At 67.2% G+C, this 24,934-nt stretch carries 26 protein-coding genes; 14 read left to right on the forward strand and 12 right to left on the reverse strand.

The window, feature by feature from the left end:
• Positions 1-63: 63 nt before the first annotated feature.
• From CXR42_RS00905 to CXR42_RS00940, 8 genes are all read right to left on the reverse strand, one after another.
• The gene (locus CXR42_RS00905; RefSeq protein WP_103256960.1) at positions 64-1,545 is read right to left on the reverse strand and encodes an amidohydrolase family protein; all 1,482 of its coding nucleotides are present in this window, start codon (positions 1,543-1,545) and stop codon (positions 64-66) included.
• 13 nt (positions 1,546-1,558) lie between these two features.
• Complete coding sequence (locus tag CXR42_RS00910) at positions 1,559-2,215, reverse strand: flavin reductase family protein (protein WP_103255639.1); 657 nt, start codon at positions 2,213-2,215, stop codon at positions 1,559-1,561.
• A gap of 10 nt (positions 2,216-2,225) precedes the next feature.
• Positions 2,226-3,386 carry an amidohydrolase family protein gene (locus tag CXR42_RS00915; protein ID WP_103255640.1) on the reverse strand — a complete coding sequence of 387 codons (1,161 nt, stop codon included), beginning with the start codon at positions 3,384-3,386 and terminating at the stop codon, positions 2,226-2,228.
• A gap of 53 nt (positions 3,387-3,439) precedes the next feature.
• A complete protein-coding gene (locus tag CXR42_RS00920; RefSeq protein ID WP_103255641.1) occupies positions 3,440-4,486 on the reverse strand; it encodes an extracellular solute-binding protein in 1,047 nt (348 codons plus the stop codon).
• A gap of 18 nt (positions 4,487-4,504) precedes the next feature.
• Positions 4,505-5,278, reverse strand: a complete 774-nt coding sequence (locus CXR42_RS00925; protein ID WP_103256961.1) for an ABC transporter permease — start codon at positions 5,276-5,278, stop codon at positions 4,505-4,507.
• A complete protein-coding gene (locus CXR42_RS00930; protein ID WP_103255642.1) occupies positions 5,275-6,156 on the reverse strand; it encodes an ABC transporter permease in 882 nt (293 codons plus the stop codon). The genes CXR42_RS00925 and CXR42_RS00930 overlap by 4 nt, the downstream gene beginning before the upstream one ends.
• Positions 6,153-7,208 carry an ABC transporter ATP-binding protein gene (locus CXR42_RS00935; RefSeq protein WP_103255643.1) on the reverse strand — a complete coding sequence of 352 codons (1,056 nt, stop codon included), beginning with the start codon at positions 7,206-7,208 and terminating at the stop codon, positions 6,153-6,155. The genes CXR42_RS00930 and CXR42_RS00935 overlap by 4 nt, the downstream gene beginning before the upstream one ends.
• A 116-nt stretch (positions 7,209-7,324) precedes the next feature.
• Complete coding sequence (locus CXR42_RS00940) at positions 7,325-8,047, reverse strand: GntR family transcriptional regulator (protein WP_103255644.1); 723 nt, start codon at positions 8,045-8,047, stop codon at positions 7,325-7,327.
• Positions 8,048-8,240: 193 nt separating this feature from the next.
• On the opposite strand from CXR42_RS00940, the gene CXR42_RS00945 reads away from it, so the two are divergent.
• From CXR42_RS00945 to dusA, 5 genes are all read left to right on the forward strand, one after another.
• Positions 8,241-9,731, forward strand: coding sequence for a sensor histidine kinase (locus tag CXR42_RS00945; protein ID WP_245875313.1), 1,491 nt, complete (start codon positions 8,241-8,243; stop codon positions 9,729-9,731).
• Positions 9,728-10,336: a response regulator transcription factor gene (locus tag CXR42_RS00950; protein ID WP_103255646.1), complete on the forward strand. Its 609-nt coding sequence runs from the start codon at positions 9,728-9,730 to the stop codon at positions 10,334-10,336. Before CXR42_RS00945 ends, CXR42_RS00950 begins: the two co-directional genes overlap by 4 nt.
• A gap of 88 nt (positions 10,337-10,424) precedes the next feature.
• Positions 10,425-10,907, forward strand: coding sequence for a GlcG/HbpS family heme-binding protein (locus CXR42_RS00955; protein WP_103255647.1), 483 nt, complete (start codon positions 10,425-10,427; stop codon positions 10,905-10,907).
• Positions 10,908-10,962: 55 nt separating this feature from the next.
• The gene (locus CXR42_RS00960) at positions 10,963-11,634 is read left to right on the forward strand and encodes an ankyrin repeat domain-containing protein (RefSeq protein ID WP_103255648.1); all 672 of its coding nucleotides are present in this window, start codon (positions 10,963-10,965) and stop codon (positions 11,632-11,634) included.
• 270 nt (positions 11,635-11,904) lie between these two features.
• Positions 11,905-12,930, forward strand: coding sequence for a tRNA dihydrouridine(20/20a) synthase DusA (dusA, locus tag CXR42_RS00965; protein ID WP_103255649.1), 1,026 nt, complete (start codon positions 11,905-11,907; stop codon positions 12,928-12,930).
• Here dusA and CXR42_RS00970 read toward each other — a convergent pair.
• Complete coding sequence (locus CXR42_RS00970; RefSeq protein ID WP_103255650.1) at positions 12,909-14,102, reverse strand: multidrug effflux MFS transporter; 1,194 nt, start codon at positions 14,100-14,102, stop codon at positions 12,909-12,911. The two genes, dusA and CXR42_RS00970, sit on opposite strands and share 22 nt — an antisense overlap.
• 163 nt (positions 14,103-14,265) lie before the next feature.
• Here CXR42_RS00970 and CXR42_RS00975 point away from each other — a divergent pair, with 163 nt between their 5' ends.
• Together CXR42_RS00975 and CXR42_RS00980 are read left to right on the forward strand one after the other, a co-directional pair.
• Positions 14,266-15,084, forward strand: a complete 819-nt coding sequence (locus tag CXR42_RS00975; RefSeq protein WP_103256962.1) for a sulfite exporter TauE/SafE family protein — start codon at positions 14,266-14,268, stop codon at positions 15,082-15,084.
• Complete coding sequence (locus CXR42_RS00980; RefSeq protein ID WP_103255651.1) at positions 15,078-15,818, forward strand: hypothetical protein; 741 nt, start codon at positions 15,078-15,080, stop codon at positions 15,816-15,818. The genes CXR42_RS00975 and CXR42_RS00980 overlap by 7 nt, the downstream gene beginning before the upstream one ends.
• A gap of 118 nt (positions 15,819-15,936) precedes the next feature.
• Here the strand turns inward: CXR42_RS00980 and CXR42_RS00985 are convergent, their stop codons facing one another.
• From CXR42_RS00985 to ccmI, 3 genes are read right to left on the reverse strand one after another with little or no spacing between them, the layout of a single operon-like run.
• Positions 15,937-16,167: a DUF1289 domain-containing protein gene (locus tag CXR42_RS00985; protein WP_103255652.1), complete on the reverse strand. Its 231-nt coding sequence runs from the start codon at positions 16,165-16,167 to the stop codon at positions 15,937-15,939.
• A 16-nt stretch (positions 16,168-16,183) separates the two neighbouring features.
• On the reverse strand, positions 16,184-16,657 hold the full coding sequence (gene ruvX / locus CXR42_RS00990; protein ID WP_103255653.1) for a Holliday junction resolvase RuvX: 474 nt from the start codon (positions 16,655-16,657) through the stop codon (positions 16,184-16,186).
• Entirely contained in the window at positions 16,654-17,865 is a 1,212-nt protein-coding gene (gene ccmI, locus CXR42_RS00995) for a c-type cytochrome biogenesis protein CcmI (RefSeq protein WP_103256963.1), read from the reverse strand. The genes ruvX and ccmI overlap by 4 nt, the downstream gene beginning before the upstream one ends.
• A gap of 225 nt (positions 17,866-18,090) precedes the next feature.
• On the opposite strand from ccmI, the gene CXR42_RS01000 reads away from it, so the two are divergent.
• From CXR42_RS01000 to CXR42_RS01030, 7 genes are all read left to right on the forward strand, one after another.
• Entirely contained in the window at positions 18,091-19,338 is a 1,248-nt protein-coding gene (locus CXR42_RS01000) for a sarcosine oxidase subunit beta family protein (RefSeq protein ID WP_103255654.1), read from the forward strand.
• A 103-nt stretch (positions 19,339-19,441) separates the two neighbouring features.
• Positions 19,442-19,780: a hypothetical protein gene (locus CXR42_RS01005; protein WP_103255655.1), complete on the forward strand. Its 339-nt coding sequence runs from the start codon at positions 19,442-19,444 to the stop codon at positions 19,778-19,780.
• Positions 19,781-19,835: 55 nt separating this feature from the next.
• A complete protein-coding gene (locus CXR42_RS01010; RefSeq protein WP_146037973.1) occupies positions 19,836-20,585 on the forward strand; it encodes an FkbM family methyltransferase in 750 nt (249 codons plus the stop codon).
• A gap of 28 nt (positions 20,586-20,613) precedes the next feature.
• Entirely contained in the window at positions 20,614-20,937 is a 324-nt protein-coding gene (locus CXR42_RS01015; protein WP_103255657.1) for a sarcosine oxidase subunit delta, read from the forward strand.
• Positions 20,934-23,852, forward strand: coding sequence for a sarcosine oxidase subunit alpha family protein (locus CXR42_RS01020; RefSeq protein ID WP_103255658.1), 2,919 nt, complete (start codon positions 20,934-20,936; stop codon positions 23,850-23,852). Before CXR42_RS01015 ends, CXR42_RS01020 begins: the two co-directional genes overlap by 4 nt.
• Positions 23,845-24,393, forward strand: coding sequence for a sarcosine oxidase subunit gamma (locus tag CXR42_RS01025; protein ID WP_103255659.1), 549 nt, complete (start codon positions 23,845-23,847; stop codon positions 24,391-24,393). Before CXR42_RS01020 ends, CXR42_RS01025 begins: the two co-directional genes overlap by 8 nt.
• 82 nt (positions 24,394-24,475) lie before the next feature.
• Positions 24,476-24,886 (forward strand): hypothetical protein, encoded by a 411-nt coding sequence (locus CXR42_RS01030; protein ID WP_103255660.1) that lies wholly within the window; start codon positions 24,476-24,478, stop codon positions 24,884-24,886.
• Positions 24,887-24,934 lie beyond the last annotated feature (48 nt).

Here is a 24,934-nt window from a genome sequence, read left to right on the forward strand (position 1 = left end):
CAGGCTAGCCGGTGAGTCCAGAAAGGTAAACGGCTTGGGGGCCGGGCCGCCACGACATGCCGTTCAGTCCGCCATTACGGGCGGGTAGGTCGGTGGGAAAAGGTCGGTCACAGCGGGATGCCCCCAGGTGCGGTCGGGGTATTTCGCCAGCAACCCTTCGAACTGGCGCTGCACCTGGTCTCTGGCGGCCTCCATGTCGATCCCGGCCACCTTGCCATCGCGCATCGACAGCCGGCCATCGACAAAGACCGCCCGGGTCACGCGACCGGTCGCGCCGAAAACCAGGGTCTGGACTGGGTCGATGGTGGGCGCAAAGCCGGGATCGGACAGGTCGAAGATGGCGATGTCGGCAAGACAGCCGGGGGCCAGCCGACCAAGGTCTGCACGGCCAAGCGCGTCTGCACCGCCGATGGTGGCGGCGTCGAAGATCTCGGCCGTGGTCAGCCCGGCGGCCCCGCCTTCGGCCGCCCGGCCCATCATCAGGCCGATGACCATGTTCAGCACCATGTCGGGCGGCGCGGTGTCGGTGCCCATGCCGATGCGAATGCCCATGTCCCGGCACTTGCGGAAAGACCGCAGCATCTCGCCGTCGCGGGCATAGACCAGCGGGCAATGCGCGATGGTGACGCCGTGGTCGGCGTAGAGGCGCAGGTCGTCGTCCGTGGCCTCGACCGCGTGGGGGGCGATCAGCCGGTCGTGCAGCAGGCCGTGCGTGGCCAGCCAGCGCGGGGCCGTGGTGCCGTGCAGGGCCTCGACCGTCTTTCGCTCCATGCGGCCCTGGGCCATGTGCAGCCGCACGGGCAGGCCACGTTCGGCGGCCGCGGCCATCGTCCGGCGCAGCAGCGGCAAGGTGCAGGTCTCGACCCGGTCGGGGGCGAGCATCGGCTGGATCAGGCCATCGCAGTAGCCCGCAATCCGGTCGGCGAAAGCCAGCGCATCGTCCAGGCCCTGCTGCCCGCGCGCCTCGTCGAACTGCGGTTCCAGCACCCCCGGCGCGGTGCAGACCATCCCGCCCGCGCGATAGGCCGGTCCCAGCCAGACGCGAAGGCCCATCTCGCCCGCCGCCCTGGCTGCGGCTTCGAACTCGGCCACGGTTTCACCCCAGGCGCGGTAGAACAGCGAGGCGATGGGCAGGGCGGTGGTGATGCCGTTCCGCAAGAGTTGCGCAAAGGCGAAGCGCTTCTGGAAGGCCAGTTCCTCGGGCGTGTACATCTCGTAGGGGCCGCGGTCGACATAGGACTGCGGCCAAACCCGGCCCTTGGCCCAGCCGGGGCCGTAGTCGACGGTCAGCAGCGTGGTGTCGATGTCCGACAGGGCGTCGAGATCGACAAAGCCGGGCGAGACCAGCACCTGCCCAAGGTCGATCCGGCGCGCGACCTCGCCGGGGAAGGCGGGGCCGACGTACAGGACGCGCTGGCCTTCGATGACCAGTTCGGCGTTTTCCAGCAGGCGGTGGGTGCCGCCGGCATGGCCCAGGATCCAGCGGGCGCGCAGCGCGGTGCGGCCCGAGGGGCGCTGGCCGAGGGCAAGGGCATCTAGCGTCATCGTTTGCCCCATGTCAGCCTGCCGCCCGCTTGTCGCCAAGGGTGACCTGCGCGGCCTCGTGATGCAGCAGATGCTCGGGCTTTTTCAGTTCGAACTGGCGGTCCGAGGTGATGTAGCTGTCGGCGTGCAGCCGGGCGATGGGCTGGTAGGTGTCCGGGTTCACATAGCGCCCCCCTGCGTCCAGGCAGCGGTCGTCGACATGCATCTGCACGACCTCGCCGATCACCAGCACCCGTCGGGGATAGTCGAGGATCCGCTCTACCCGGCATTCGAAGGCGCAGGGGCTTTCGGCGATGCGGACAGCGTCGACCTGCCGGCCGGGCACCGGCGTCAGGCCGGCGAAGGCCACCTCGTCCACGTCCGAAGCGAAGTTGATCCCGCAGAGGATCATCGCATCGGCCAGGCCCATGTCCACCATGTTGACGACAAACTCGCCGGTGCGGCGGATGTTGGCGACGGTGTCCTTTTCATCGCCGTTGCCCCGGTTCTGGATGCCAAGGGCCACGATGGGCGGCTCATGGGCGAAGACGTTGAAGAAGCTCATCGGCGCGGCGTTGTCGTGGCCGGCGGCAGAGCGGGTGGTGACCAGCGCGATGGGGCGCGGGCCGACGAAGTTGGTCAGCAGGCGGTAGCGGTCGGCTGCGGGCAGTTGGGTGAAATCGACGTCCATGTTTGCTGACCTATCCCGCGACAACCACGCCGCGGCGTACCACCCGGCGGGCGGCGGGGCGGCGGCAAAGGGCGTCGCCGCCGTTCATCGCATCGATCATCACGAAATCCGCCCGGCTGCCGGGGTAGAGGCCGTAATCGGCCAGCCCGATGGCCCGGGCCGCCTGCGTGGTCGCGCAGCCAAGGGCGCGGCGGAAATCCTCGTCGGTGTTCCAGTCGAAGCGGAACGCGGTCAGGAAGGCACGCTCCAGCATGTCGCCATTGCCAAGCGGCGACCAGGCGTCGCGGATGCCGTCCGAGCCGCAGCAGACGGTCACGCCCATCGTGGTCAACTCCTCGACTGGCGGCACGGCCACATCGGCCGGGGCCGAGGTCATCAGCGAGATGCCAAGGTCGGCCAGACGCCGCCCGATCCGTTCCAGCCGGGCGGCGGGGATCTGGCCCAGGCAATAGGCGTGGCTGATCATCACCTTGCCGGTCAGGCCCGTGGCCTGGGTGTGGTCGGCGATGCGTTCGACCTGCCAGGCGCCGAGGTCGCCCTTGTCGTGCAGGTGGATGTCGACGCCCGCGCCGGTCTGGGTCGCAAGATCGAAGACAAAGCGCAACTGCCCTTCGGGGTCGCCGTCGATGCCGGCCGGGTCAAGGCCGCCCACCGTCTCGACGCCCAGGGCGATGGCCTTACGCATCAGGTCGGCGGTACCGGGGCGGGACAGAAGGCCCTGCTGGGGAAAGGCCACGAACTGCAGGTCCACGCGATCCGACCATGCCTCGCGCAGGCGAAGCATCGCCTCGACATGGGTCAGGCCGATGTCGGGGGCCACGTCGATATGCGAGCGGACGGCAGTCGTTCCAAAGCGCAGCATCTGCTCCAGCAGGCGCCCAGCGCGCAGTTCGGGTGGCGTGGTGCAGGCAGAAAGGACGCGGCGTTCATTCTCGATATAGTCGCGCAGGCGGGCGGCGCGGCGGCCGGGCTGCCAGGGTTCGCCCCAAAGCGTCTTGTCCAGATGGACATGCGGCTCGACAAAGGCGGGAAGGACCAGCCGGCCTTCGCCTGGGATGGCGTCGGGGGCGGTGACGTCCGGGCCGATCGCGACGATGCGGCCCTGGTCGCAGCGGATGCCGATGGCCTGGCCACCCAGGTCGCGAAGGTCTGTGAAGGTGGTCGGTGCCATGCTGCCCCCGGAAGGTTGGGGCACGGCCCGCTGCGGGCCGTGCCGGTCAGGTCTTAGCCCTTGAGGCGGGTCCAGATCTTGTCGCGCAACTCACGCGCCGCGGGCCCACAGTCCTGGGTCGGGACCAGACGGCTGGAATATTCCTCGGGCATGTTGATCGCGTCCATCGCGCGCCACTGGTCGCTAAGGAATTCGTCCGCCTTCATCGCATTGCCATAGGCAATCGCATTGGACACGGCGGCGGCATTCTCGGGCTTCATCATCCAGTTGATGAAGATCTTCGCATTCTCGGGGTGCGGCGCGTTGGCGGGCACGGCAAAGTTGTCCCGGAACATCGGGGTGCCTTCAGCCGGGTAGATGAAGCGGATCGTATCGCGCTGCGCCGTCGCCCGCGCGGTCGCGCCGTTCCAGACATGGTGCAGCGCCACCTCGCCCGAGGCCAGCCGGTCCACCGTGCTGTCCGAGCTGTAGAGTTTCAGCTTCGGCTTCTGCGCTTCCAGAAGGTCCAGGATGCGCTTGGCGTCGTCGTTGCTTTCGGTGCATTGCGGGATGCCAAGATAAAGCGAGGCCGCAAGGATCACGTCGCTGGCCGTATCCAGCGCGGCGATCTTGCCTTCAAGTTCCGGCCGTGGCTCGAAGTATTCCTTCCAGCTGGCCTCCAGCACGCCACCTTCGACCTGGGCGCTGTCATAGGCGATCCCGGTCACGCCCCAAAGGTAGGGCGCGGTGTATTCGTGCGTCGGGTCGAAGTCCGGGTTCTTGAAGGCGTCCTTCATGTGGACGTAGTTTTCCATCGCGTTGGTGTCGATCTTCAGCAACAGACCGTCGGCGATCAGGCCAGGAATGACATAGTCGCTGGGCACGATCACGTCATAGGCCGCCCCGCCCGACTGCAGCTTTGCCAAGAGAGTGTCGTTGCTGTCGAAGCCGTCCAGGATGACCTTGATCCCGGTCTCGGCCTCGAACTTGGCCAGCAGTTCGACCGGATAGTAGTCGGTCCAGTTGTAGAAATAGAGCGTCCTTTCCGCGTCCTGCGCGGCGGCGGGAAGGGCCAGCAGCGTGGCAAGCGCGGCTTTGGCGAGGATGTTCGGTCGGGTCATGGTCTCTCCTGTTGGGTGTTATCGACGAAGGCGGGTCAGGGCAAAGGACAGGCTGACGAGAAGGATCGAGATCACCAGCATCACCGTCGAGATCGCGTTGATTTCCGGGGTGATCCCGGCGCGGATGGCCGAGAAGATGTAGACGGGCAGCGTCGTCGTGCCGGGGCCTGACAGGAAGAACGAGGTCAGGAAGTCGTCGAGGCTGGTCACGAAAGCCAGGGTGAAGCCGGCCAGCACCCCGGGCCACAAAAGCGGCATCGTCACCCGGCGGAAGGTGCGGAAGCGGTTGGCGTAAAGGTCCTGCGCGGCCTCTTCGTAGGTGCCGCTCATGCCATCCAGCCGGGCGCGGATCGGCAGGTAGGCGAAGGGGATGCAGAACACCGTATGGGCCAGGATCATTGCGCCAAGGCCAAGCTCGATGCCCACCGCGACGAACAGGATCAGCGTGGCGACGGCGACGACGATCTCGGGCAGGATCAGGGGCAGCCGCAGGATCGTCTCGCTGGCGTTGCGGCCGGGAAAGGCGCGCCGGGTGGCGAGGGCGGCGAGAAGGGCGATGACGGTCGCCGCTGTCGCAGCACTGATCGCAAGAACCAGTGAGTTCCAGGTCGCCGCCCGGATCGAAGGGTTGTTCAGGATGCGGACGTACCAATCCAGCGAGGCATGGGTCCAGACCGTCGCCGTGCGGTTGGCGTTGAAGCTGTAGGCGATCAGGACAAAGACCGGCAGGTAAAGATAGGCCAGCACGAAAAGCGAGATTTCGCGGGTCAGGGGGAAACGGCGGATGTTCATGCGGACCTCCGGTTGCGCCACAAGGCAAGGGCGGTCATCGCAAGCAGCATCACCGCCAGCAGCACGACCGAGATCGCCGCGCCGAAGGGCCAGTTGCGCGAGGGGCCGAACTGCATCTGGATCACGTTGCCCAGCATCAGCGTCTTGCCGCCGCCCAAAAGGGCAGGGGTCACGAAGGCCCCCAGGCAGGGAATGAAAACCAGAAGCGAGCCGGCCAGGATACCGGGCATCGCCACCGGCAGGATCACCCGCCGCAGGGCCCGCGCCCGGGTGGCGCCCAGGTCATGCGCGGCCTCGACCAGGCGCCAGTCGAATTTCTCGAACACGGAGTAGACGGGCAGGACCATGAAGGGCAGGAAGGAATAGGTCAGCCCGATTGCCACCGCCACGTCGTTGTAAAGCAGTTGCACCGGACCGAACGGCCACAGCGCATCGACGGCCATCCCCAGCCAGCCGCCCTCACGCAGGATGATCAGCCAGGCGTAGTTGCGGACCAGAAGGTTGGTCCAGAACGGGATCGTCACCAGCAGCAGCATCACCGCCCGGCCGGTTGGCGACAGGCTTGCCATCCACAAGGCGACCGGCAGGCCAAGCATCAGGCACAGAAGGGTCGTCACCGCGGCCTGCAATACCGAGCGCAGGAAGATCACCAGGTAATTGGTGTTCAGGATAAGGGTGCCGTCGAAATCCTCTTCCCAGACCAGGCGCTGGTAGTTGCCGATCGAGGGGGCGGACCCCCAGTCGACACCGGCAGTGGTGCCCTTCTCCAGCAGGGAAACCCAGCCCATCAGGCCAAGGGGTGCCCCGACCAATAGCAGGATCGCGACCAGCGCGGGCAGCATCAGGACGATGCGGCGCAGGGTGTCGGACTGGGTCATTCCTGAAGCACCTGCAGCGCGTCGGTCGGGAGCGCGATGCCGACGCGGCTTCCCTTTTCGGGGGCCGCCTGCACCGGATCGGACTGGCGGATCAGGAAGTCCCCGCCACTGGCGAGTTGCAGCTTATGCAGCGTCGCCGTGCCCAGATAGGCGCTGTGGACCAGCGTCGCGTCCATCACCCCCGTGCCGGCAGCGACCAGTCGGGCCCGTTCCGGCCGGATTGCCAGCGTCACGGGCCCAGGCCGGGACACCTGCACCGGCAGGGTCTGGCCGCCCGCCACCCGAACGCCGCCGCCCGTCGCCTCGCCGTCCAAGAGGTTGATGTCGCCGATGAAATCCGCGACGAAGCGGTGCGTGGGCGCCTCATAGATTTCGCGCGGCGGCCCCATTTGCAGGATGCGCCCGCCCTGCATCACCGCCACCCGGTCCGAGAGGGCCAGCGCCTCTTCCTGGTCGTGGGTGACGAACAGGAAGGTGATCCCCGCTTCGGCCTGCAACTGCTTCAGTTCGATCTGCATTTCCTTGCGCAGCTTCAGGTCCAGCGCGGACAAGGGTTCGTCCAGCAGCAGAAGCTTCGGCCTGGGGGCCAGCGCCCGGGCCAGCGCCACGCGCTGTTGCTGCCCGCCCGACAGGTCCGAGGGGCGGCGGCGGGCGTAGGTCTGCATCCGCACCATCTCCAGCGCCTCGCCGACGCGCTGGCGGATCTGGTCGCGGGGCAGGCGCTGTTCTTCCAGCGAGAAAGCGACGTTCTGCTCGACCGTCAGGTGCGGGAAGAGCGCGTAGTTCTGGAACACGGTGTTGACCGGCCTGCGGAACGGCGGGGCGTGGGTCACGTCCTGCCCTTCGATCCTGATAGAGCCGGAATCGGCGATCTCGAACCCTGCGACCAGGCGCAGAAGCGTGGTCTTTCCGCAGCCGGACGGGCCCAGCAGCGTGAAGAACTCTTGCCGGGCAATGTCGACCGAGACGTCGTGCAGGACGCGGACCGCTGCATCGCCGCGGCCGAAGGCCTTGCTTACGCCCCGGATCGTAACGGTGTTCGTCTCTGCCATGCGGGCCCCCAGCGTCCAGTCGCTTGAGGTTGGCAGATTGCATACAATCCTGTCAACATTGCATGCGAGAATTTATGTGGATTGCATACGATCCTTGGGGCGTCGCCTGTTTCTCTTTACGGATCGCCCATCTGCGCAGCGAAATCGGCCAGCACTTGCCGCACGTCGGTTCGGGGTCGCACCGAAAGCTGGGCGCGGGCGGCGACGTCCTCGACGTGGTGTTCCATCAGGTCGCCAGCCCGCAGGAAGTCCCCCGTCACCAGCGCCTCGACGATGGCCCGATGCTCGCGCGCGCCGCAGTCCGCCGAATGGGGCCGGCCATACATCGTCATCACCAGCGAACAACGCGAGATGATCTCGACCAGGTAGCGTTCCAGCAGGGGGTTGCCGGTCAGGCTGGCAAGGTAGAGGTGGAACTCACCGGCCAGGCGGATGGCTTCCACGTCGCTTTTTTCGGCCAGGCGGGTTTCCTCTTCCACCATGGCCAGCAGGCGCTTTTGCGCGGCGGCGTCGATCCGGCCGGACAATTGCCGGACCATCGCCCGTTCCAGTGCCGCGCGGATCACGAAGATGCCACGGCCCTCTTCCAGCGAGGGGTTGGCGACGAAGGCACCGCGGTTCGGGATCAGTTCGACAAGGCCCTCGGTCGCCAGACGGCCAAGCGCCTCACGCGCTATGGTGCGTGAGGCCCCGAACGCCTCGCCCACGGCGTCCTCGGGCAATCGGGTGCCGGGGGTCAGGCGCTGTTCCAGGATGGCCCGCCGTAGGGCCAGTTGCACCTTTTCGGTCCGTGTGGGCGTGCGGGCCCCGGTGTCCGGGCTTTTCTTGCTAAGCGGCATGGAGTTGTTCCCCCGATTCGGACTGGACTGTATCCGCTATTCCGCCGGGTGCCAGAGGACGGCCCGACCGCCGCCCCGTGATCACGGGATCGCGCCCGGCGCGGTTATCGCTTTATTTCTGATCCGGGCGGGGTAAGAGACGATCATGCCGTCAGCCCAACCCCTTGCGTCCTTCCGACAGAAAGGCCTGCCTTTGCTGGGCTGGCTTGTGGTGATTCTGGCTGTGCTGGTCCTGACCGCGATGACGGAACAAAGCCGGCTGGAAGCTGAGTTCGAGAACGAAGCCAGCATCCTGCACCGGCTTTTGTCGCAGCGGGCCGATCAGCATGATGCGCATATGACCGCGCTCTCCGCGCTGGCCAGTGCCGACAGCGGCAACCGGCCCGACCTGTTCCTTCAGGTCGCAGCGACGATCAGCCGGTTCTATCCGCGGATCGTGGCCATTGACCTGGTGGCGCTGGCCAACGATCGTGAACGTCTGACCACGCGTTCTGGCCTGGGGGCCGAGCAGATCGCCCTTTTGCGCGCGGCGGCCATGGCGTCGGAGGGGCAGTTGGACCTGCGGGCGGCCCCTTGGGCGCCGGGACGCTATCTGCTGGTCAAGCGCAGCCCCAACACCGACGACGCAAGGTTCGCCCTGGCGGTGGAAGTGGACGGGGTGGCGCTTGTCGATGTCAGTGCGCCGTTCTGGGCGCGACCTTCGGTGCGCTGGTCGTTGCTGTTGCCGGATGGTGCGCTGCTTGCTGGGGCAGGCCGCCTCGGCACGCCGGATTTCGAGAAAACGCTGGGCAGCCAGTCGCAGCCGCTTGTCCTGCAGGCGGACTTTGCCCCAGGACTGACGGACCTGTTGCCGGCGGGGCGGCTGGTGGCCGTCGCAGTCCTGACCACACTGGTCTATCTTGGGCTGGTCCTTGGGCTGGGCCAGTATGCCCGCGCCCGTCGTGCCGAACGGCAGGCCTATCTCAGCGGGCAGGAGGCGCGTCTGGCCCATGCGTCCCGCGTCAATACCCTGGGGGAAATGGCCAGCGGCATCGCCCATGAGCTGACCCAACCGCTGACGGCAATCCTGAGCCAGGCCCAGGCCGCGCGGCACCTGTCCCGGCAGGGCGATGCCGCCGCATTGGAGCAGGCCACGCAAGGCATCGCGGACCAGGCCAAGCGCGCCTCGGCGATCCTGGAGCGGCTGCGCAACTGGACCGTCCCCGCGCAGGACACCGACCGCATCGGCGCGCTGGGAACGGCGCTGCGGAACGTCGAACTTCTGCTGCAGCCCGAGGCGACACGCCGAGGCGTTCAACTGCGCTTCGATGCGGCCCCCCCGACCGTTGCCATCCGGGGCGATCAGGTGGAACTGGAGCAGATCATCTTCAACCTGGCGCACAACGCGATCGAGGCGGCCTCTGGTCAGCAGGGGGGCGAGGTCTTGGTCCTTGCCCGACAGGCGGATGATCAGGTCGAGGTGGACGTTGCCGACAATGGCCCCGGCGTGGCACCCGATTTGCGCGACCGCCTGTTCGAGCCCTTTGTCACCGGCAAGCCGGGCGGAACCGGCCTGGGTCTGGCCCTGTGTCAGCGCCTGGCCGAGCGGATGGGCGGCGAGGTGCGCCTGGTGTCGGCGCATCCGACCCTGTTCCGGCTGCGCCTTCCGGTCCACGCCCCGCAGGACGGGGGGGCACAGCCATGAGCCTGCCGGTCTATCTGGTCGACGACGACGACGCGGTGCGCGATGCCATCGCATTGCTGTTGCGGACGGTGGGCTTTCAGGTCCGCAGCTTTGCCTCGCCCGATGGCCTGCTTGCCGGTCTCGACACGCTGGCACCCGGTTGCCTGATCTTGGACATCCGGATGCCGGTCATGTCCGGCCTGAAGCTGCAGCAGGCCCTGCAGGAGCGGGGCGTGTCCTGGCCCACCGTGGTCATCAGTGGCCATGGCGATATCGAGGCCTGCCGTCGCGCCTTTCGCAACGGGGCCATCGACTTCCTGAGCAAGCCTGTGGACGAAGAGGACCTGATCGACGCGATCCGCAAGGGCCACGAGATGCTGGAGCGTGACAGCCGCCTGGCCGCCGAAGCCGCCGAGGCCAGGGAATTGCTGTCCCGCCTGACCGCGCGCGAGGCGGAAGTGCTGGAGATGATCGCCAAGGGCCTGACCACGCGCCAGATCTCGGACGCGCTGGGGCTTTCGGCGCGGACCGTCGACAGCCACCGGGCGGCGATTGCCGCGAAGGTCGGCACCACCTCGCCGGCCGAGCAGACACGGATCTGGCTGGATGCGGGCGGTCCTCGGTAGTTCTACCGAGGGCCGTGCGAGGTCTACGAATATGCCGGGCGGCGACGGGGGGGTAGGGGTCTTTCATCAACCCCGAAGGAGGACCACGATGATCCGCAAGCTTGCCCTGACCGCTGCGCTGCTGGCCCCGATCTCTGCCGTCGCGCAGGATCTGCCGACCGCGCCATACCTGCCGCTGGAGATGGCGACGACCGCTGCCGAGGCCGCCCTTGCGGCCTGCGCCGCCGAAAAGCACAATGTCACCGTGGCCATCGTCGCGCGTGACGGGGCGACGAAGGTGGTGCTGAAGGCCGACAATTCCGGGCCGCATACCGCCTCCAGCGCGACCGGCAAGGCGTTTACCTCGGCCGCGATGGGCCGCGATACTGCCGATCTTGCAGGGTTCATCGCCGAGAACCCGCAGAATGCCGGGCTGCGCGACATGGATGCGCGTCTGGTGATCCAGGGCGGGGGCCTTCCGATCAGGATCGGTGGCGCGCTGGTCGGCGGGATCGGTGTCGGCGGCGCGCCGTCGGGCGATGTCGATGCTGCTTGCGCCCGCGCCGGTCTGGACGCCATCGGAGCGGAATGACCGACTGTACCCCTGGCCGGCCGCTAGGGCCGGCCAAACCACTGGGAGATTTCGCATGAAAGCCTTGCTTCTTCTTGCCGCCCTTGTTGCGGTCAGCCAGTCGGCCGTCGCCCAGACCGCGCCCTCGCCGGCCGAGGTTGCGGCCTATGATGGTCTGCACCGCGCCGCGCATCTGGGCGACCTGGACGCCATCCGCAGTCTGATCGCGGCCGGCGCGGACCTGAACGCGCGCGATGCCAATGGCCGCACGCCTGCGCATGTGGCGGCCTTCGCCTCGCACGACGCGGCGCTTGAGGCGCTAGCCGTCGCCGGTGCCGACATGAACGCGCTGGACGATCAGGTCTATGATGTGCTGACCATCGCCGCAGTCGCCGACGATCCCGAGATGGTGACGCTGGCCTTGCGCCTGGGCAACCGTCCCGACCTGATCACCAGCGTTTATGACGGCACGGCGCTGATCGCGGCGGCGCATCTGGGGCATCAGGAGGTGGTCCGTCGTCTTGTCGCCGGGGGCGCGCCGCTGGATCACGTCAACAACCTTGGCTGGACCGCCCTGATCGAGGCGGTGATCCTGGGCAACGGCGGTCCCGGTCACATCGAGACGGTGCGTGCCCTGGTCGCGGCCGGGGCAGACCGGACCATCGGCGACCGGGACGGCGTGACACCGCTACAACATGCCCAGGCGCGGGGGTATGACGAGATCGTCGCGATCCTGCGCGACAGGTAGTTGCGCGTCGGCTGGCGGCACGAACAAGGGCGCACCACGGTTCAGCCAGTGACCACGCGCCCGGTGGACCAAGCGGTCTTGTTGACGGATTTCCCTGAACGCCCCGGCCGCTTTCCAGCCTTGCGCAGCATGATCCCTGCCTTGTATGCGCTGACCCGAATGGCGCTTCTATGCTTGGATAGGCAGCCGGCAGTGCCCATGTTGCGTCGGGCATCCCGCTTCCGGTGCGGCCGGACGGGAATTCGCGGGCCAGGACAGGACGAACGACGCATGACGACGGGTGCCAACGATACAGGTCATCCAGAACGCCCCCTGGCGCAGGACGCCCGCCGCCTTTCCGTTGCGCCGATGATGGACTGGACGGATCGGCACTGCCGTGTCTTTCACCGGCAGATGACGCGGCGGGCGATGCTGTACACGGAAATGGTGACCGCCCCGGCCATCGTCCACGGCCCGAAACCCCGGCTGCTGGACTATTCGCAGGTGGAACATCCCGTTGCGCTGCAACTTGGCGGTTCGGACCCGCGTGAGCTGGCCGAGGCCACGCGCATCGCCAACGCTTGGGGCTATGACGAGATCAACCTGAACTGCGGCTGCCCGTCGGACCGGGTGCAGTCGGGCTGTTTCGGCGCGGTGCTGATGGAGCGGCCCGAACTGGTTGCCGACTGCGTTCGCGCGATGAGGGGCGAGACGGATGCCCCGGTCACCGTCAAATGCCGGATCGGCGTGGACGAGCAGGACCCCGAGGCGGTGCTGCCCGCCTTTATCGAGACCCTGGCCGGGGCAGGGGTGCGGCATGTCATCATCCATGCGCGCAAGGCCTGGCTGCAGGGCCTGTCACCCAAAGAAAACCGTGAGATCCCCCCGCTTGACCACGACCTGGTGGTGCGGATGAAGGAGCAGTTCCCCGAGCTGCTGATCTGCATCAACGGTGGTATCACCTCGCTGGCGCAGGCCAGGGTTTTGTTGGACCGGGGCCTGGATGGGGTGATGATCGGCCGGGCGGCCTATCACGATCCGGCCAGCACCCTGATCGGGGCCGATGCGCTGTGGGGCGAGGATTTCGCCCCCGACGCCATCGCTGTGGTTGACGCCATGCGCCCCTATATCGCCGAGCATCTGGCGCAGGGGGGCAGGCTGCACCAGATCACCCGGCACATGCTGGGCCTGTTCACCGGCAAACCCGGCGCCAGGGGTTGGCGCCGGGTGCTGTCGGAAAACGCCTCACGCAACGGCGCGGGCCTTGATGTGATCGACCGCGCGCTGGCCGAGCTTCAGGCCAGCGCCGCCGCCTGACGCGACCGCACCAGCCGCGACAGGGCCAGCACCAGAACGCCGCACAGCGCGATGGCCCCCAGCATCGGCGTGGCAGTCCCGTCGAAGAACGGCCCCACCGCGGCGATCATCACCCCGCCCGCCAGCATCTGCAGCGTGCCGCCCAGCGAGGAGGCGAGCCCGGCGATGTCGCCGTGCTCGTCCAGCGCCATGACCATCGCGGTCGGGATGATCAGCCCCAGGCAGGCATTGGCCAGGAACAGCCCCGCCACGCACAGCCACAACGACATCACCCCCGCCAGGGCCAGCGCGAACAGCGCCACCGTGAAGAGCGCGAACCCGGCCGAGGCCCAGGCCATCACCTTCGGCGCGCCGTGGCGCATCCCCAGCGGTCCCGCCATCTGCGAGGCGGCAAAGAAGCCGATCGCGTTGATCGCGAAGGCGATGGAAAAGCCGGTCGGCGACAGGCCGAAAGCGCCAGTGTAGACAAAGCTGGCACTGGCGATAAAGACGAAGAAACTCGCCATGCCAAAGCCGCCCAGGAAGGTCAGCCCCATGAACAGGGGATCGGTGAACAGGACCGCCGCCCCCCGCCGCATCGCGGACCAGTTGAAGGGCTGGCGGTCGGCCTTGTGCAACGTCTCGGGCTGGAACAGCGCCAGGATCGCCAGGCTGGCAACCCCCGCGATGGTAAGCGTGGCGAAGATCGACCGCCAATCCCACAGCGCGATCATCCCCGACCCGGCCAGCGGTGCCAGCATCGGCGAGACCGAGATCACCATCATCACCGCCGCCATCAGCCGGGTGGCCTGCGGGCCGGTGTACAGGTCACGGATGATCGCGCGCGGCACCACCATCAGCGCGGCGCCGCCCAGCCCCTGGATCGCACGGCCGAAGGTCAGCCACTCCACGGTGGGCGCGAAGGTGCAGAAGGCCGAGCCCAGCATGAAAACCGCGATCCCGGCATAAAGCGGCGGCTTGCGCCCCCAGCGGTCGGCCCAGGGGCCGTAGATCAGCTGTGCCAGGCCGAAGGCGATGAAGTAAGCGACAATCGTGCCCTGCATCGCCTGCACGGTCGTGCCAAGGTCCTTGGCGATGGCCGGCATCGCCGGCAGGTACATGTCGATGGCAAAGGGGCCAATGCAGGACAGAAGTCCCAGCACCAGCGCCGGGCGCAGAATACGGTCGGACATGAGAAAGCCTTTGAAAATTGGGGCGGGGGCCTGGAAACGCTGGCCCCGACTCGAAACGGACGGGTTGCATACCATTCGGTATCCACCTTGGCCAGAGCCTTTGTCTCTGGCCCTCGGGCAGGGGGCGGGCTATGTCCGGCGCAAGTCGTCAAAGGGGGCCGACATGCCAGAACTTTCCCTGCTTCTTCCCATGCTGGCCGCGCTGGTGGTGATCGGTGCCTTTGCCGGAGTGGTCGGTGGCCTGCTGGGTGTGGGCGGCGGGATCGTGCTGGTGCCCGCCTTCTTCTACGCCTTTGGCGCGCTGGGCTATGGCGGCGATCAGCTGATGCAGATCTGCGTCGCCACGGCAATGGCGACCATCGCGATCACCTCGGTCCGCTCGGTTGCGTCGCACAACAAGAAGGGCGCGGTGGATTGGGCGGTGCTGAAGACCTGGGGCCCAGGCCTGATCATCGCGGCGGCCGTGGGAACCTTCGTTGCCTCACGCCTGTCCTCGTCCACGCTGCAAGCGGTGTTCGGGACACTCGCCGGGCTGGCCGGCCTGTGGATGGCTTTCGGTCGTGACAATTGGCGGCTTGGGGCAGCGATGCCGGGCCAGCCGGTGCGCAGCCTTCTGGCCGGGGCGGTCGGCTTCTTCTCGGCGATGATGGGGATTGGCGGCGGGACCTTCGGGGTGCCCTTGATGACGCTCTATTCGATGCCGATCCACCGCGCGGTCGCCACGGCCTCGGGCTTCGGCGTGCTGATCGCGGTGCCGGCGGTTCTGGGCTTTCTGTTCCTGCCCGTGGCGGACGCGCCGCCCTATACCCTGGGCGCGGTGAACCTGCCGGCCTTCCTGGTGGTGATCGGGACGACGCTTCTGACCACACCCCTGGGCGTGCGGCTGGCGCATTCGATGAACCCCAAGCCCCTGAAACGCGCCTTTGCGGTCTTTCTGACGCTGGTCGCGCTGAACATGCTGCGCAAGGTCCTGGGATGGTGAACCCGGGCTGGCAGCGGATTGGTCCCCACCCGGCGATTGCCGCCTGGGCCGAGGCCGCCCGCACCGCCGCTCTGGATCACCTCGCCACCACGGATGAGGCCTGGCGCTGTGGCGGCACCTGGTTCGTGGGCGTCGATGCGCTGCCGAACGAGCCGGACGGCAGTCTTGCCGGCACGCCCTTCCCGTGGGAGGCCCTGCCTCTGGCGCCCGAACCCCTGCACCGCGTCCAGCTTTCGGTGATCCGCCCCGGCTATCCCCAATCCTCGGCCGAGGAGACGCCCGCCGCCTTCGCCTACCGCCGCGACCGCGACGCTGCGCATCTGGACGGGCTTCTGCCCATCGGCCTGCAGAAGCGCCGCATGGTGAAAGAGCCGCATGCCTGGATTCTGGGCTTGCCGCTGAACGAGACGGGTGCCTCGCCCCTGACGGTGTGGGAGGGCAGCCACGAAATCCTGCGCGCCGCACTGCTCAAGGCCCTGGAACCACATCCCCCTGCGGCTTGGGGAAAGGTCGACATTACCGAACCCTACCAGCGGGCCCGGCGCCAGGTCTTTGCCAGCTGCCGGCGCATCGAACTTCCGGTCCGGCCAGGAGAGGCGACGCTGCTGCACCGTCTGACGCTGCACGGTGTCGCCCCATGGCAACCGGGCGACCACGCCCCCGCCGAAGGCCGGATGATCGCCTACCTGCGCCCGCAGCTTTCCTCGGTCGCGGCCTGGCTCACGCGGCCCTGATTTTCTGTCTTAAAATATCCTCAGGGGGTTTGGGGGCAGAATGCCCCCAGCCGGAGACAAGCGGACGCAAGTCCGCGCCGGCGACCCCAAGACTCCGTGCCGCAGGCACTCCGCTTGACTAGCGGTCCAGCCGGGCCTGACGCCCGCCGCGGCGCTTGGCCAGACGGGGCGCGCGCTCTGGCAATTCCGCCATCACGGTCGCGCGTTCCTCATGCGTCAGCCGGGACCAGCGGCTGATCTCGTCGATGCTGCGATAGCAGCCGACGCAGATCCGCTCCTCGGGGTGTACGACGCACAGCTTCACGCAAGGTGAAGCAATCTCGTCGCGCTTCCAGACATCGTCCTTCAACCCGTCATCCTTCCCGTCAGTCCCTGGCAAGATGCGCCATCCGGTCCAGCGCGCCTTGCAGGATATAGCCCGCCGCCACCTGGTCGATCACCTCTTTCCGACGCTTCCGCGACGTATCCGCCTCCAGAAGCGCCCGTTCGGCCGCGACGGTCGACAAGCGCTCGTCCCAATAGCAGATCGGCAGGGCGGTCAGCTTTTCCAGATTGCGCGCGAAGGCCTGAGTGGCCTGCACGCGCGGCCCGACCGAGCCGTCCATGTTCAAGGGCAGCCCCAGCACGATCCCCGCCGCCCCCCGCGCCTCCAGCAGGGCCAGAAGCCTGGCCGCATCGATGGTGAACTTCTCGCGCCGGATCACCTCGATCGGGGTGGCCACCTGCCGGCGCAGGTCCGACAGCGCCACCCCGATGGTCTTGTCGCCCAGGTCCAGCCCGGCAACCGCCCGGTTCGGCGGCAGGGCCGCGGCAAACTCTTCGATTAAGGCGCAGATCATGGCGACAGCCCCGTTTCCACCGCCGCCAGCCGCAGGAAGGACAGTTCCGCCGGCCGCCCCTCGAAGCGCACCTTGGCTTCGTCATAGATGGTCTGCGCTTCGCTCAGCCGCTCCAGCACCGCCAGCGAGCGGATCAGGCGGTCCCAATCCTCGACATCGCCGCCCTCGGTCGCCAGCCGCTCGGACAGCTGCGCGACCATGCCTTCGATCATCGCCTGCCGCTCTTCCGGAGTCATCTCGGCGGCGGTGGCCATGTCGCCTGCGCTGGGCCCGCGCGCGTCGGGCAGCTGGTAGGTGAGACCGGCCCGCCAGGCGACCTCTTCGATCTGGGCGCGCAGGGGTTCGGTCCAGGGCGCATCGGCTGGCCCGGTTTCCAGAAGGTCGCTCCACAGGGCGAAGCCGCGGTCGTAGCGGCCCGCCTGAACGAACATCAGCCCCGCGTAATAGCGCGCCAGCCCCTCGGTCGGGTCCAGCGCAAGGGCGGCCTGCAACGCGACCTCGGCCTCGGGCGAGACATAGCCGCCGGCTGCGGCAATCATGATCTCGGCCAGAGCGGCCTGGTCCGCTGCGGTGACAGCCGTGCCCTTTGCCGCGATCAGCCGGCGCTGGGCGGCCTCGGCTGCTGCGAAGTTGCCAAGCGCGGTCTCGTTGCGGGCCAGAAGCTCCAGCCCGCGCGGGTCGTCGGGACGCTCTTCCACGGCGCTGCGCAGCGAGTCCATCAGCTTCACGAAATCCGGGTCCACCTCTGGCGGCGCGACCTTGGGTGCGACGGCGACCGCCTCGGCCTGCGAAGGACGCGTGGCCATCCGCTCATCGGCCAGCGCGATGCGGCGTTCGATCGGCAGGTCGGGATAGCCCGGCGCGCCAAGCCACCAATAGGTCGCCAGGCCCCCGCCCAGCACCACGGCCACGATCAGCGCCGCGACAGGCGCAAGGGGTGCTTCGGCTGCAACGGTCCCGGTGCCGCGCTGGCGGTCAAGGTCCAGCACCCGGCGGCCGACCTCGCTGCGCAGACGCTCGGCCTCTTCCGTGCCGATGGTGCCGCGCGCCAGGTCGCGCGCGATCTCGGCCATCTGGTCCTTGTAGACTGCCAGGTCCGCCTCGGCCGCCGCCGCTTCGGCCCGGCCGCGCCGCAGCGCCTGGACCAGCAGGGCCGTTACCGCCACCGCACCCAGCAGCGCCACCGCCCAGAAGTCCCAATCCGCCATCATCGCCGCCCCAGCCCCATGCCGACCATGCCAGTCCGGCCCGATGTAGTCGTTCGGGCCACCCCAAGAAAGGGGCAATCGGCCGCATCCACCCCGACCCCTGCAGCAGCTTCACAAATGTCGCAATTTTCCCGATTGTGCCGCCTATGTCTGCGGCTATAACCGGCAACCGATCATAGAGAGTGATGACGGACGCCAGGTCCGCTCTTCCCAGACGAGGCCCCGATGAAGCGCTATTCGGTCTTTGCCATCGCCCGCGAGGCAGCCCGCTACCACATGGGCTGGGAACGCGCCTGGGCTTCGCCCGAGCCGAAAGCGTCCTACGACGCGATCATCGTCGGCGCCGGGGGCCACGGCCTTGCGACCGCCTATTACCTGGGCAAGAACTTCGGCATCACCAATGTCGCGGTGATTGAAAGGGGCTGGCTGGGTGGCGGCAATACCGGGCGGAACACGACGATCATCCGCTCGAACTATCTGCAGGACCCCTCGGCCGCGATCTACGAAAAAGCCCGCGCGATTTACGAGACGCTGAGCCAGGAGCTGAACTACAACGTCATGTTCTCGCCCCGCGGCCTTCTTATGCTGGGCCAAACCCACCACGAGGTGCGCGGCTACCTGCGCACGGTTCACGCGAACGCGCTCCAAGGCGTGCAGACCGAATGGATCTCGCCCCAGCGCGTGAAGGAACTGGTCCCGATCATCAACATCGACGGCCCGCGCTACCCGATCCTCGGCGCCTTGTATCAGGCCCGCGGCGGCACTGCCCGCCACGACGCCGTCGCCTGGGGCTATGCCCGCGCCTGCTCGGCGATGGGCATGCACATCATCCAGAACTGCGAAGTCAAAGGTGTGCGCTCCGAAAACGGTCAAGTCACCGGGATCGACACTACCAAGGGCTTCATCGGCTGCAAGAAGCTTGGCATGGTCGTCGCAGGTCATTCGGGCCAGTTGGCCGAGATGGCGGGCTTCCGCCTGCCGATCGAGGCCGTGGCGCTTCAGGCGCTGGTCAGCGAACCGATCAAGCCCTGCATGGATGTCGTTGTGATGGCCAACACTGTCCACGGCTACATGTCGCAATCCGACAAGGGTGAGATGGTGATCGGCGGCGGCACCGACGGGTTCAACAACTTTACCCAGCGCGGCAGCTTCCACCATATCGAGGAAACCCTGCGCGCCCTGGTCGAAACCTTCCCGATGATCAGCCGGTTGAAGATGCTGCGCCAGTGGGGCGGCATCGTCGACATGACCGGCGACCGCTCGCCGTTGATTTCGAAGACCCCGCTTGGCAACTGCTTCATCAACTGCGGCTGGGGCACGGGCGGCTTCAAGGCGATCCCCGGCTCCGGCTGGGCGATGGCGGAACTGATGGCCAAGGGCGAACCCGGCCCCCTCGCGGCCGATTTCAGCATGTGGCGCTTCAAGGAAGGCCAGTTCATCGACGAATCCGTCGCCGCCGGGGTGGCGCATTGATGACCAGCCTGCGGCGCCTTTCTGCCGAGCGGCCGCAGCCCCGGAACCCCCGCGCCGGGGGGCGAGTTTCCATGCCAGTAAACCAAAGCATGGAGATTTTCCAATGGCTGACCAGGACAACTACAAGACCTATGTCCGCGAGACCCGGACGACCGAATCCTCTGGCGCAAGCATGGCGCTTATCGTCGGCGGCCTTGTCGTCGCGGTGGGTTTCATCCTGTGGCTGGTGTTCGGTGGACCGGGCCCCGTGGCCACCACGCCGGCTGACAACGACACCAACGTCACCATCGAGCCGCCGGCCGCTCCGGTCGACAATTCGACCAACCTTACTGTCGAGCCTGCCGCACCCGAAGCCGCTGCGCCCGATGCTGCGGCCCCGGCCGACGATGCGGCTCCGGCCGATGATGGTGCTGCCGAGCCTGTGGCCCCGGCGAATCCCTGACCTTGGCGGCGGGCGCAAGACCGCGCCCGCCCCACACCGTATCGGGGGCTGAGACATGGTCCGCCCCCTGGGAACACTGGCGATAAAACGGTCCTGGCGACTGGACGCGCCGATGCTGGCCATGATCCTGAACGCGGTGCATGACCGCCACAAGGGCCGCGTTTTCGTGGTCGAGGTCGGTTCGGGCAGCGGAGAGGGCGGGCTGGGCCTGCTGGACCGCTTTCGCGACGATGGCTGGTCGGGACTTCTCATCGAACCGCACCCCGCCCAGTTTACCGCACTTGAGACGCTTCATACCGAAAGCGACCGGGTTGCGGTGCTGAACCTTGGCATCTCTGACATCGCGGCCAATCTGCCGCTGCATTTCCTGAAACCCGAGGCGCTGGAGCGTAACCCGAAGCTGGCCCGCCACCGCGCCTCGATCGTCCGCGACCGGATTCTGGTCCGGGGCGCGACCGCTGACGATCTGGACAGCGTCGAGGTGCCCTTCATCCGCCTGGACGCCGTCCTGCACGAGTTGGGGATCAAGGCGGCGCAGCTTCTTGTGGTCAATGCCGGCGGGCATGAGGAACAGGTGCTGCGCAGCTTCGATCTAGCGGCCGTCCGGCCCTCGGCCGCGCTGGTGCGCGCCGAGCCGGGCACGCCGTCGAATGACGCGCTTGTCGACGTGCTGGAAGCGGCGGGCCTGTCCGTTTTCCGCATCGGCCGCTGGCTGGCTGGCCTTGCGCCCGGCCTGACGGTGCCCCTGGACGAGCTTTTCACCTTCTTCAACCGCGGCATCGGCCAGACCGAGGTTGAGGAATGACATCCCTGCATCACCCGGAAACACGCTCATGCTGATCCTTGAATGCCCCTACTGCGGCGTGAAGGCCGAAGAGACCGAGCTTTCGCCCGGCTACGAGGCGCATCTGAAGCGCTTTGGCCCCGGCTCCTCTCCGGAAGAGTTCGAGGCCTACATGTTCGCCCGCAAGAACCCCAAGGGCGTGCATTTCGAACGCTGGCGCCACAGTTACGGCTGCGGCAAGTGGTTCCTTGCCGCCCGCTGCACCGCCACCTTGGAGGTGTTCGGCACATACCCGGCCCAGGTCTCGGAACCCCCTGCCGACATCATCGCGAAGATCCAGGCCCGCCGGCCTGACTGGAAGGGCTACAAATGAGCACGCGCCTCGCCAAGGGCGGCCGGTTGATCAACCGCACCGCGCCGGTCGAATTCTCGTTCAACGGCAAGCGTTTGAAGGGGTATCAGGGCGACACCCTCGCCGCGGGCCTGCTGGCCAACGACCAGATGCTGGTCGGCCGCAGCTTCAAGTACCACCGCCCGCGCGGCATCGTCGCCTCGGGCCCCGAAGAGCCGAACGCACTGGTCAACCTTGGGGCAGGGGCCCGGCTGGAGCCGAACCAGCGCACCACCACGACGGAACTTTTCGACGGGCTGGAATGCACCTCGCAGAACCACTGGCCGTCGCTGGAATTCGACGTGGGTGTGGTGAACAACTACGCCGCCCGGTTCATGCCTGCGGGCTTCTATTACAAGACCTTCATCCACCCGCGCCCGGCGTGGAAGCACCTGTTCGAACCCTTCATCCGCCGCGCGGCGGGTCTGGGCAAGGCGCCCACCGAAGGCGACGCCGACCGCTATGAGCAGGCTTATGCCTTCTGCGACGTCCTGGTGGTCGGGGCAGGGGTAGCCGGTCTGAAGGCCGCGAAAGCCGCCGCCGATGCAGGCCAGCGCGTCATTCTGCTGGAGCAGACCCCGACTCTGGGCGGTCGCGCCCCGGTCGACGACACCGAAGTGGACGGCCAGCCGGTTGACGCCTGGATCGCGGCCATCGAGGCCGACCTGATGGCCCGCGACAATGTCTCCATCCGCACCCGCACCTGTGGCTTCGGCGTCTATGACCACGGCTATGTCCTGGCCGACGAGCGTGTCGCCGACCATACCCCCGGCGACGGCCGCCCGAAGCACCGCCTCTGGCGCATCCGCACGGGCAAGATCATCACCGCCACGGGCGCGATCGAACGCCCGCTCAGCTTCGCCGGAAACGACATCCCCGGCGTGATGCTGGCCTCGGCCGTCCGCGACTACGTCGTGAACTATGCCGTCTCGCCCGGTGACCGCACCGTGGTCGTCACCAACAACGACAGCGCGTACCAGACCGCCCTTGCGCTGAAGGCCGCGGGCCTTGACGTGCCCGCCATCCTCGACGCCCGCGAAACGGCTGACGGCCCGCTGCCCCAGGCGGCCCGTGCCGCTGGCATCCGCGTGTTGACCGGTAAGGGCATCGCCAAGGTCAAAGGGTCGACGCGCGTGACCGGCGTCGCGATCTGCGCTCAGGCCGGCGAAGGCGCGGTGCAGGAGGAAATCGCCTGCGAGGCCGTCGCCATGTCCGGCGGCTGGTCCCCCGTCGTCCACCTGTGGAGCCATTGCGGCGGCAAGCTGACCTGGGACGAGACCCTTTCGGCCTTCATCCCCGACCCCAATCGCCCGCCATTGAACCACGACGGCTCGGCCATGGTTGAGGTCGTGGGCAGCGCGGCGGGGGACCTGACCCTCACCGGCGCGACCGTCACGATCCCGCCCGTCTGGGTCATGCCGCAGAGCGCCCCGATCCAGCTGCGCTCGAAGATGTGGCTCGACTACCAGAACGACGTGAAGGTCTCCGACGTGCAGCTCGCCAGCCGCGAGGGCTATGTCTCGGTCGAACACACCAAGCGCTACACCACGCTTGGCATGGCGACCGATCAGGGAAAGCTTAGCAACATCAACGGACTCGCCGTGCTTGCTGACAGTCTGGGTCAAGAGATCCCGCAGGTCGGCACCACCACGTTCCGGCCGCCCTACACGCCCGTTACCATCGGCGCGCTGGCTGGCGAATCGCGGGGCGAGATCTTCCAGCCCCTCCGCCGCACCCCAATGCACGAGGCGCACGAAAAGGCGGGCGCCTACTTTGAACCCGTCGGCCTCTGGCGCCGCCCTTACTGCTTCCCTCGCGCAGGCGAGACGCATGAGCAGGCCGTCCACCGTGAGGTGCTGAACACCCGCCAGAACCTCGGCCTCCTGGACGCCTCGACCCTCGGCAAGATCATCGTCAAGGGGCCGGATGCGGGCAAGTTCCTGGACATGCTCTACACCGGCGTCATGTCCACCCTGCCGATCGGCAAGTGCCGCTATGGCCTGATGTGCAACGAACAGGGGTTCCTGTCGGACGACGGCGTCGTTGCCCGGATCGACGAAGACACCTGGCTTTGCCACACCACCTCGGGTGGGGCCGACCGCATCCACGCCTGGATGGAGGACTGGCTGCAGTGCGAATGGTGGGACTGGAAGGTCTACACCGCCAACGTCACGGAACAGTACGCGCAAGTGGCTGTCGTCGGCCCGAACGCGAGGAAACTCCTGCAAGTCCTTGGTGGCATGGATGTTTCAAAGGAGGCGCTGCCCTTCATGCAATGGGCGGACGGCACCCTTGCGGGCTTCCCGGTCCGGGTCTACCGGATCAGCTTCTCGGGTGAACTCAGCTACGAAATCGCCATCCCCGCCAGCCACGGCGCGGCCTTCTGGGAGGCTTGCACCCAGGCCGGAAAGGCCCTTGGCGCGATGCCCTACGGGACCGAGTGCCTGCACATCATGCGGGCCGAGAAGGGCTTTATCATGATCGGGGACGAAACCGACGGGACCGTGATCCCGCAGGACCTTGGCCTTGACTGGGCGATCTCGAAGAAGAAAGCCGACTACCTTGGCAAGCGTGGCCAGGAACGCACTTTCCTGGCCAGCCCGGATCGCTGGAAACTGGTCGGGTTCGAGACGCTTGACGGATCGGTCGTGCCCGACGGCTCCTATATCATCGCCGACGGTGTCAACGGCAACGGCCAGCGCAACGTGCAGGGCCGCGTCACCTCGACCTACTACTCTCCCACCCTGAAGCGCGGCATCGCAATGGGGCTGTTGCAGCACGGTCCCAGCCGGATGGGCGAGGTGGTCGAGTTCAACACGGCCGCCGGCGGCACCGTGAAAGCGCGGGTGCGCGACACGGTGTTCTTCGACAAGGATGGGGAGAAGCAGAATGTCTGAGCCAGTCAGCGCCCTTGGCGGCGCAAGCTTCCAGGGCTTCGCCACGATCCGTGAGATCGGTCCGGTCGGAATGATAACCTTGCGCGCCAAGGGTTTGAAGTCTCTGGAGAAAGCCGTGAAGGCGGTGACCGGAACCAAGCTTCCCGCGCAGCGGCGGATCGAGGTGAATGGCGACCGGGCCTGCGGCTGGATGAGTCCCGACGAATACCTGCTGGTCCTGCCCTATGGCGATGTCCAGCCCGCTTTAGCGTCGCTTGGCAAGTCCCTGGGGTCAGAGCATCATCTTGCTGTCGACGTCTCGGACGCGCGGGCGGTGTTCCGCATCGAGGGCGAGAAGGCCGCGCAAGTGCTGCGCAAGCTGTCTCCGGTCGATTTCGACACCCTCGCCCCCGGCGAGTTGCGCCGGACCCGTGCGGCCCAGGTGGCGGCGGCGCTATGGCAGCAGGACGGCGGGTTCACGGTGGTCTGCTTTCGCTCGGTCGCGGGCTATGTGATGGGCCTTCTGACCCATTCTGCGCAACCCGGAAGCGAACTCGACTGAAACCGGCGCGCGAACCTGTAAACCAGACTTGACGGCCGCAGACGGACACCGCAGCGTGACGGCACATTCAACGAGGTGCTTCATGTTCCGGTCCCGCCTGCTTACCGCCGCTTCCGCCCTGTTTCTGTCGGCCCTGCCGGCGCTGTCCCTGACGCTGGAGTGCAAGGTGCCCCAGTCGAACGCCGGGGGCGGCTATATCACCGAGCTTTACATCCTGCAGTACGACGAGGCCGCGGGTCAGGCGATCGTCTCGGACGGGCTGATCATGTACTACAACGACGAACAGCCGATGAAGGCCAAGGTATCCGAGGATACGGCGAAGAAGCTGGTTCTGACCTGGAACGTGCAGATGACCAACAGCACGGGGCAGATGACCAAGATGCAATTCCGCGCCTCCTACTTCAAAGCCGACAAAACGGTTACCATCCGGGCCGTGCCCGGTGGCGGCTATGCCAACGACTTTGAAGGTCGCGGGAAGTGCAAGTCGATTTGAGGGAACCCGCAAAAGCGTCCGCGCGGCCTTGACCTTCCGGTCGCAAGG

The organism is Tabrizicola aquatica, from assembly GCF_002900975.1.
GTDB classification, from domain to species: domain Bacteria; phylum Pseudomonadota; class Alphaproteobacteria; order Rhodobacterales; family Rhodobacteraceae; genus Tabrizicola; species Tabrizicola aquatica.

Bases quoted from the DNA above. Each gene is read 5' to 3' on its own strand.
- CXR42_RS00980 (WP_103255651.1), top strand. From the start codon at position 15,078: ATGGTGAACCCGGGCTGGCAGCGGATTGGTCCCCACCCGGCGATTGCC.
- CXR42_RS00915 (WP_103255640.1), bottom strand. From the start codon at position 3,386: ATGGCACCGACCACCTTCACAGACCTTCGCGACCTGGGTGGCCAGGCC.
- CXR42_RS01030 (WP_103255660.1), top strand. From the start codon at position 24,476: ATGTTCCGGTCCCGCCTGCTTACCGCCGCTTCCGCCCTGTTTCTGTCG.
- dusA (WP_103255649.1), top strand. From the start codon at position 11,905: ATGACGACGGGTGCCAACGATACAGGTCATCCAGAACGCCCCCTGGCG.
- CXR42_RS01025 (WP_103255659.1), top strand. From the start codon at position 23,845: ATGTCTGAGCCAGTCAGCGCCCTTGGCGGCGCAAGCTTCCAGGGCTTC.
- CXR42_RS01015 (WP_103255657.1), top strand. From the start codon at position 20,614: ATGCTGATCCTTGAATGCCCCTACTGCGGCGTGAAGGCCGAAGAGACC.
- CXR42_RS01010 (WP_146037973.1), top strand. From the start codon at position 19,836: ATGGTCCGCCCCCTGGGAACACTGGCGATAAAACGGTCCTGGCGACTG.
- CXR42_RS00940 (WP_103255644.1), bottom strand. From the start codon at position 8,047: ATGCCGCTTAGCAAGAAAAGCCCGGACACCGGGGCCCGCACGCCCACA.
- ruvX (WP_103255653.1), bottom strand. From the start codon at position 16,657: ATGATCTGCGCCTTAATCGAAGAGTTTGCCGCGGCCCTGCCGCCGAAC.
- ccmI (WP_103256963.1), bottom strand. From the start codon at position 17,865: ATGGCGGATTGGGACTTCTGGGCGGTGGCGCTGCTGGGTGCGGTGGCG.
- CXR42_RS00975 (WP_103256962.1), top strand. From the start codon at position 14,266: ATGCCAGAACTTTCCCTGCTTCTTCCCATGCTGGCCGCGCTGGTGGTG.
- CXR42_RS00920 (WP_103255641.1), bottom strand. From the start codon at position 4,486: ATGACCCGACCGAACATCCTCGCCAAAGCCGCGCTTGCCACGCTGCTG.
- CXR42_RS01000 (WP_103255654.1), top strand. From the start codon at position 18,091: ATGAAGCGCTATTCGGTCTTTGCCATCGCCCGCGAGGCAGCCCGCTAC.
- CXR42_RS00935 (WP_103255643.1), bottom strand. From the start codon at position 7,208: ATGGCAGAGACGAACACCGTTACGATCCGGGGCGTAAGCAAGGCCTTC.
- CXR42_RS00970 (WP_103255650.1), bottom strand. From the start codon at position 14,102: ATGTCCGACCGTATTCTGCGCCCGGCGCTGGTGCTGGGACTTCTGTCC.
- CXR42_RS01020 (WP_103255658.1), top strand. From the start codon at position 20,934: ATGAGCACGCGCCTCGCCAAGGGCGGCCGGTTGATCAACCGCACCGCG.
- CXR42_RS00910 (WP_103255639.1), bottom strand. From the start codon at position 2,215: ATGGACGTCGATTTCACCCAACTGCCCGCAGCCGACCGCTACCGCCTG.
- CXR42_RS00905 (WP_103256960.1), bottom strand. From the start codon at position 1,545: ATGACGCTAGATGCCCTTGCCCTCGGCCAGCGCCCCTCGGGCCGCACC.
- CXR42_RS00960 (WP_103255648.1), top strand. From the start codon at position 10,963: ATGAAAGCCTTGCTTCTTCTTGCCGCCCTTGTTGCGGTCAGCCAGTCG.
- CXR42_RS00925 (WP_103256961.1), bottom strand. From the start codon at position 5,278: ATGAACATCCGCCGTTTCCCCCTGACCCGCGAAATCTCGCTTTTCGTG.
- CXR42_RS00955 (WP_103255647.1), top strand. From the start codon at position 10,425: ATGATCCGCAAGCTTGCCCTGACCGCTGCGCTGCTGGCCCCGATCTCT.
- CXR42_RS00930 (WP_103255642.1), bottom strand. From the start codon at position 6,156: ATGACCCAGTCCGACACCCTGCGCCGCATCGTCCTGATGCTGCCCGCG.
- CXR42_RS01005 (WP_103255655.1), top strand. From the start codon at position 19,442: ATGGCTGACCAGGACAACTACAAGACCTATGTCCGCGAGACCCGGACG.
- CXR42_RS00950 (WP_103255646.1), top strand. From the start codon at position 9,728: ATGAGCCTGCCGGTCTATCTGGTCGACGACGACGACGCGGTGCGCGAT.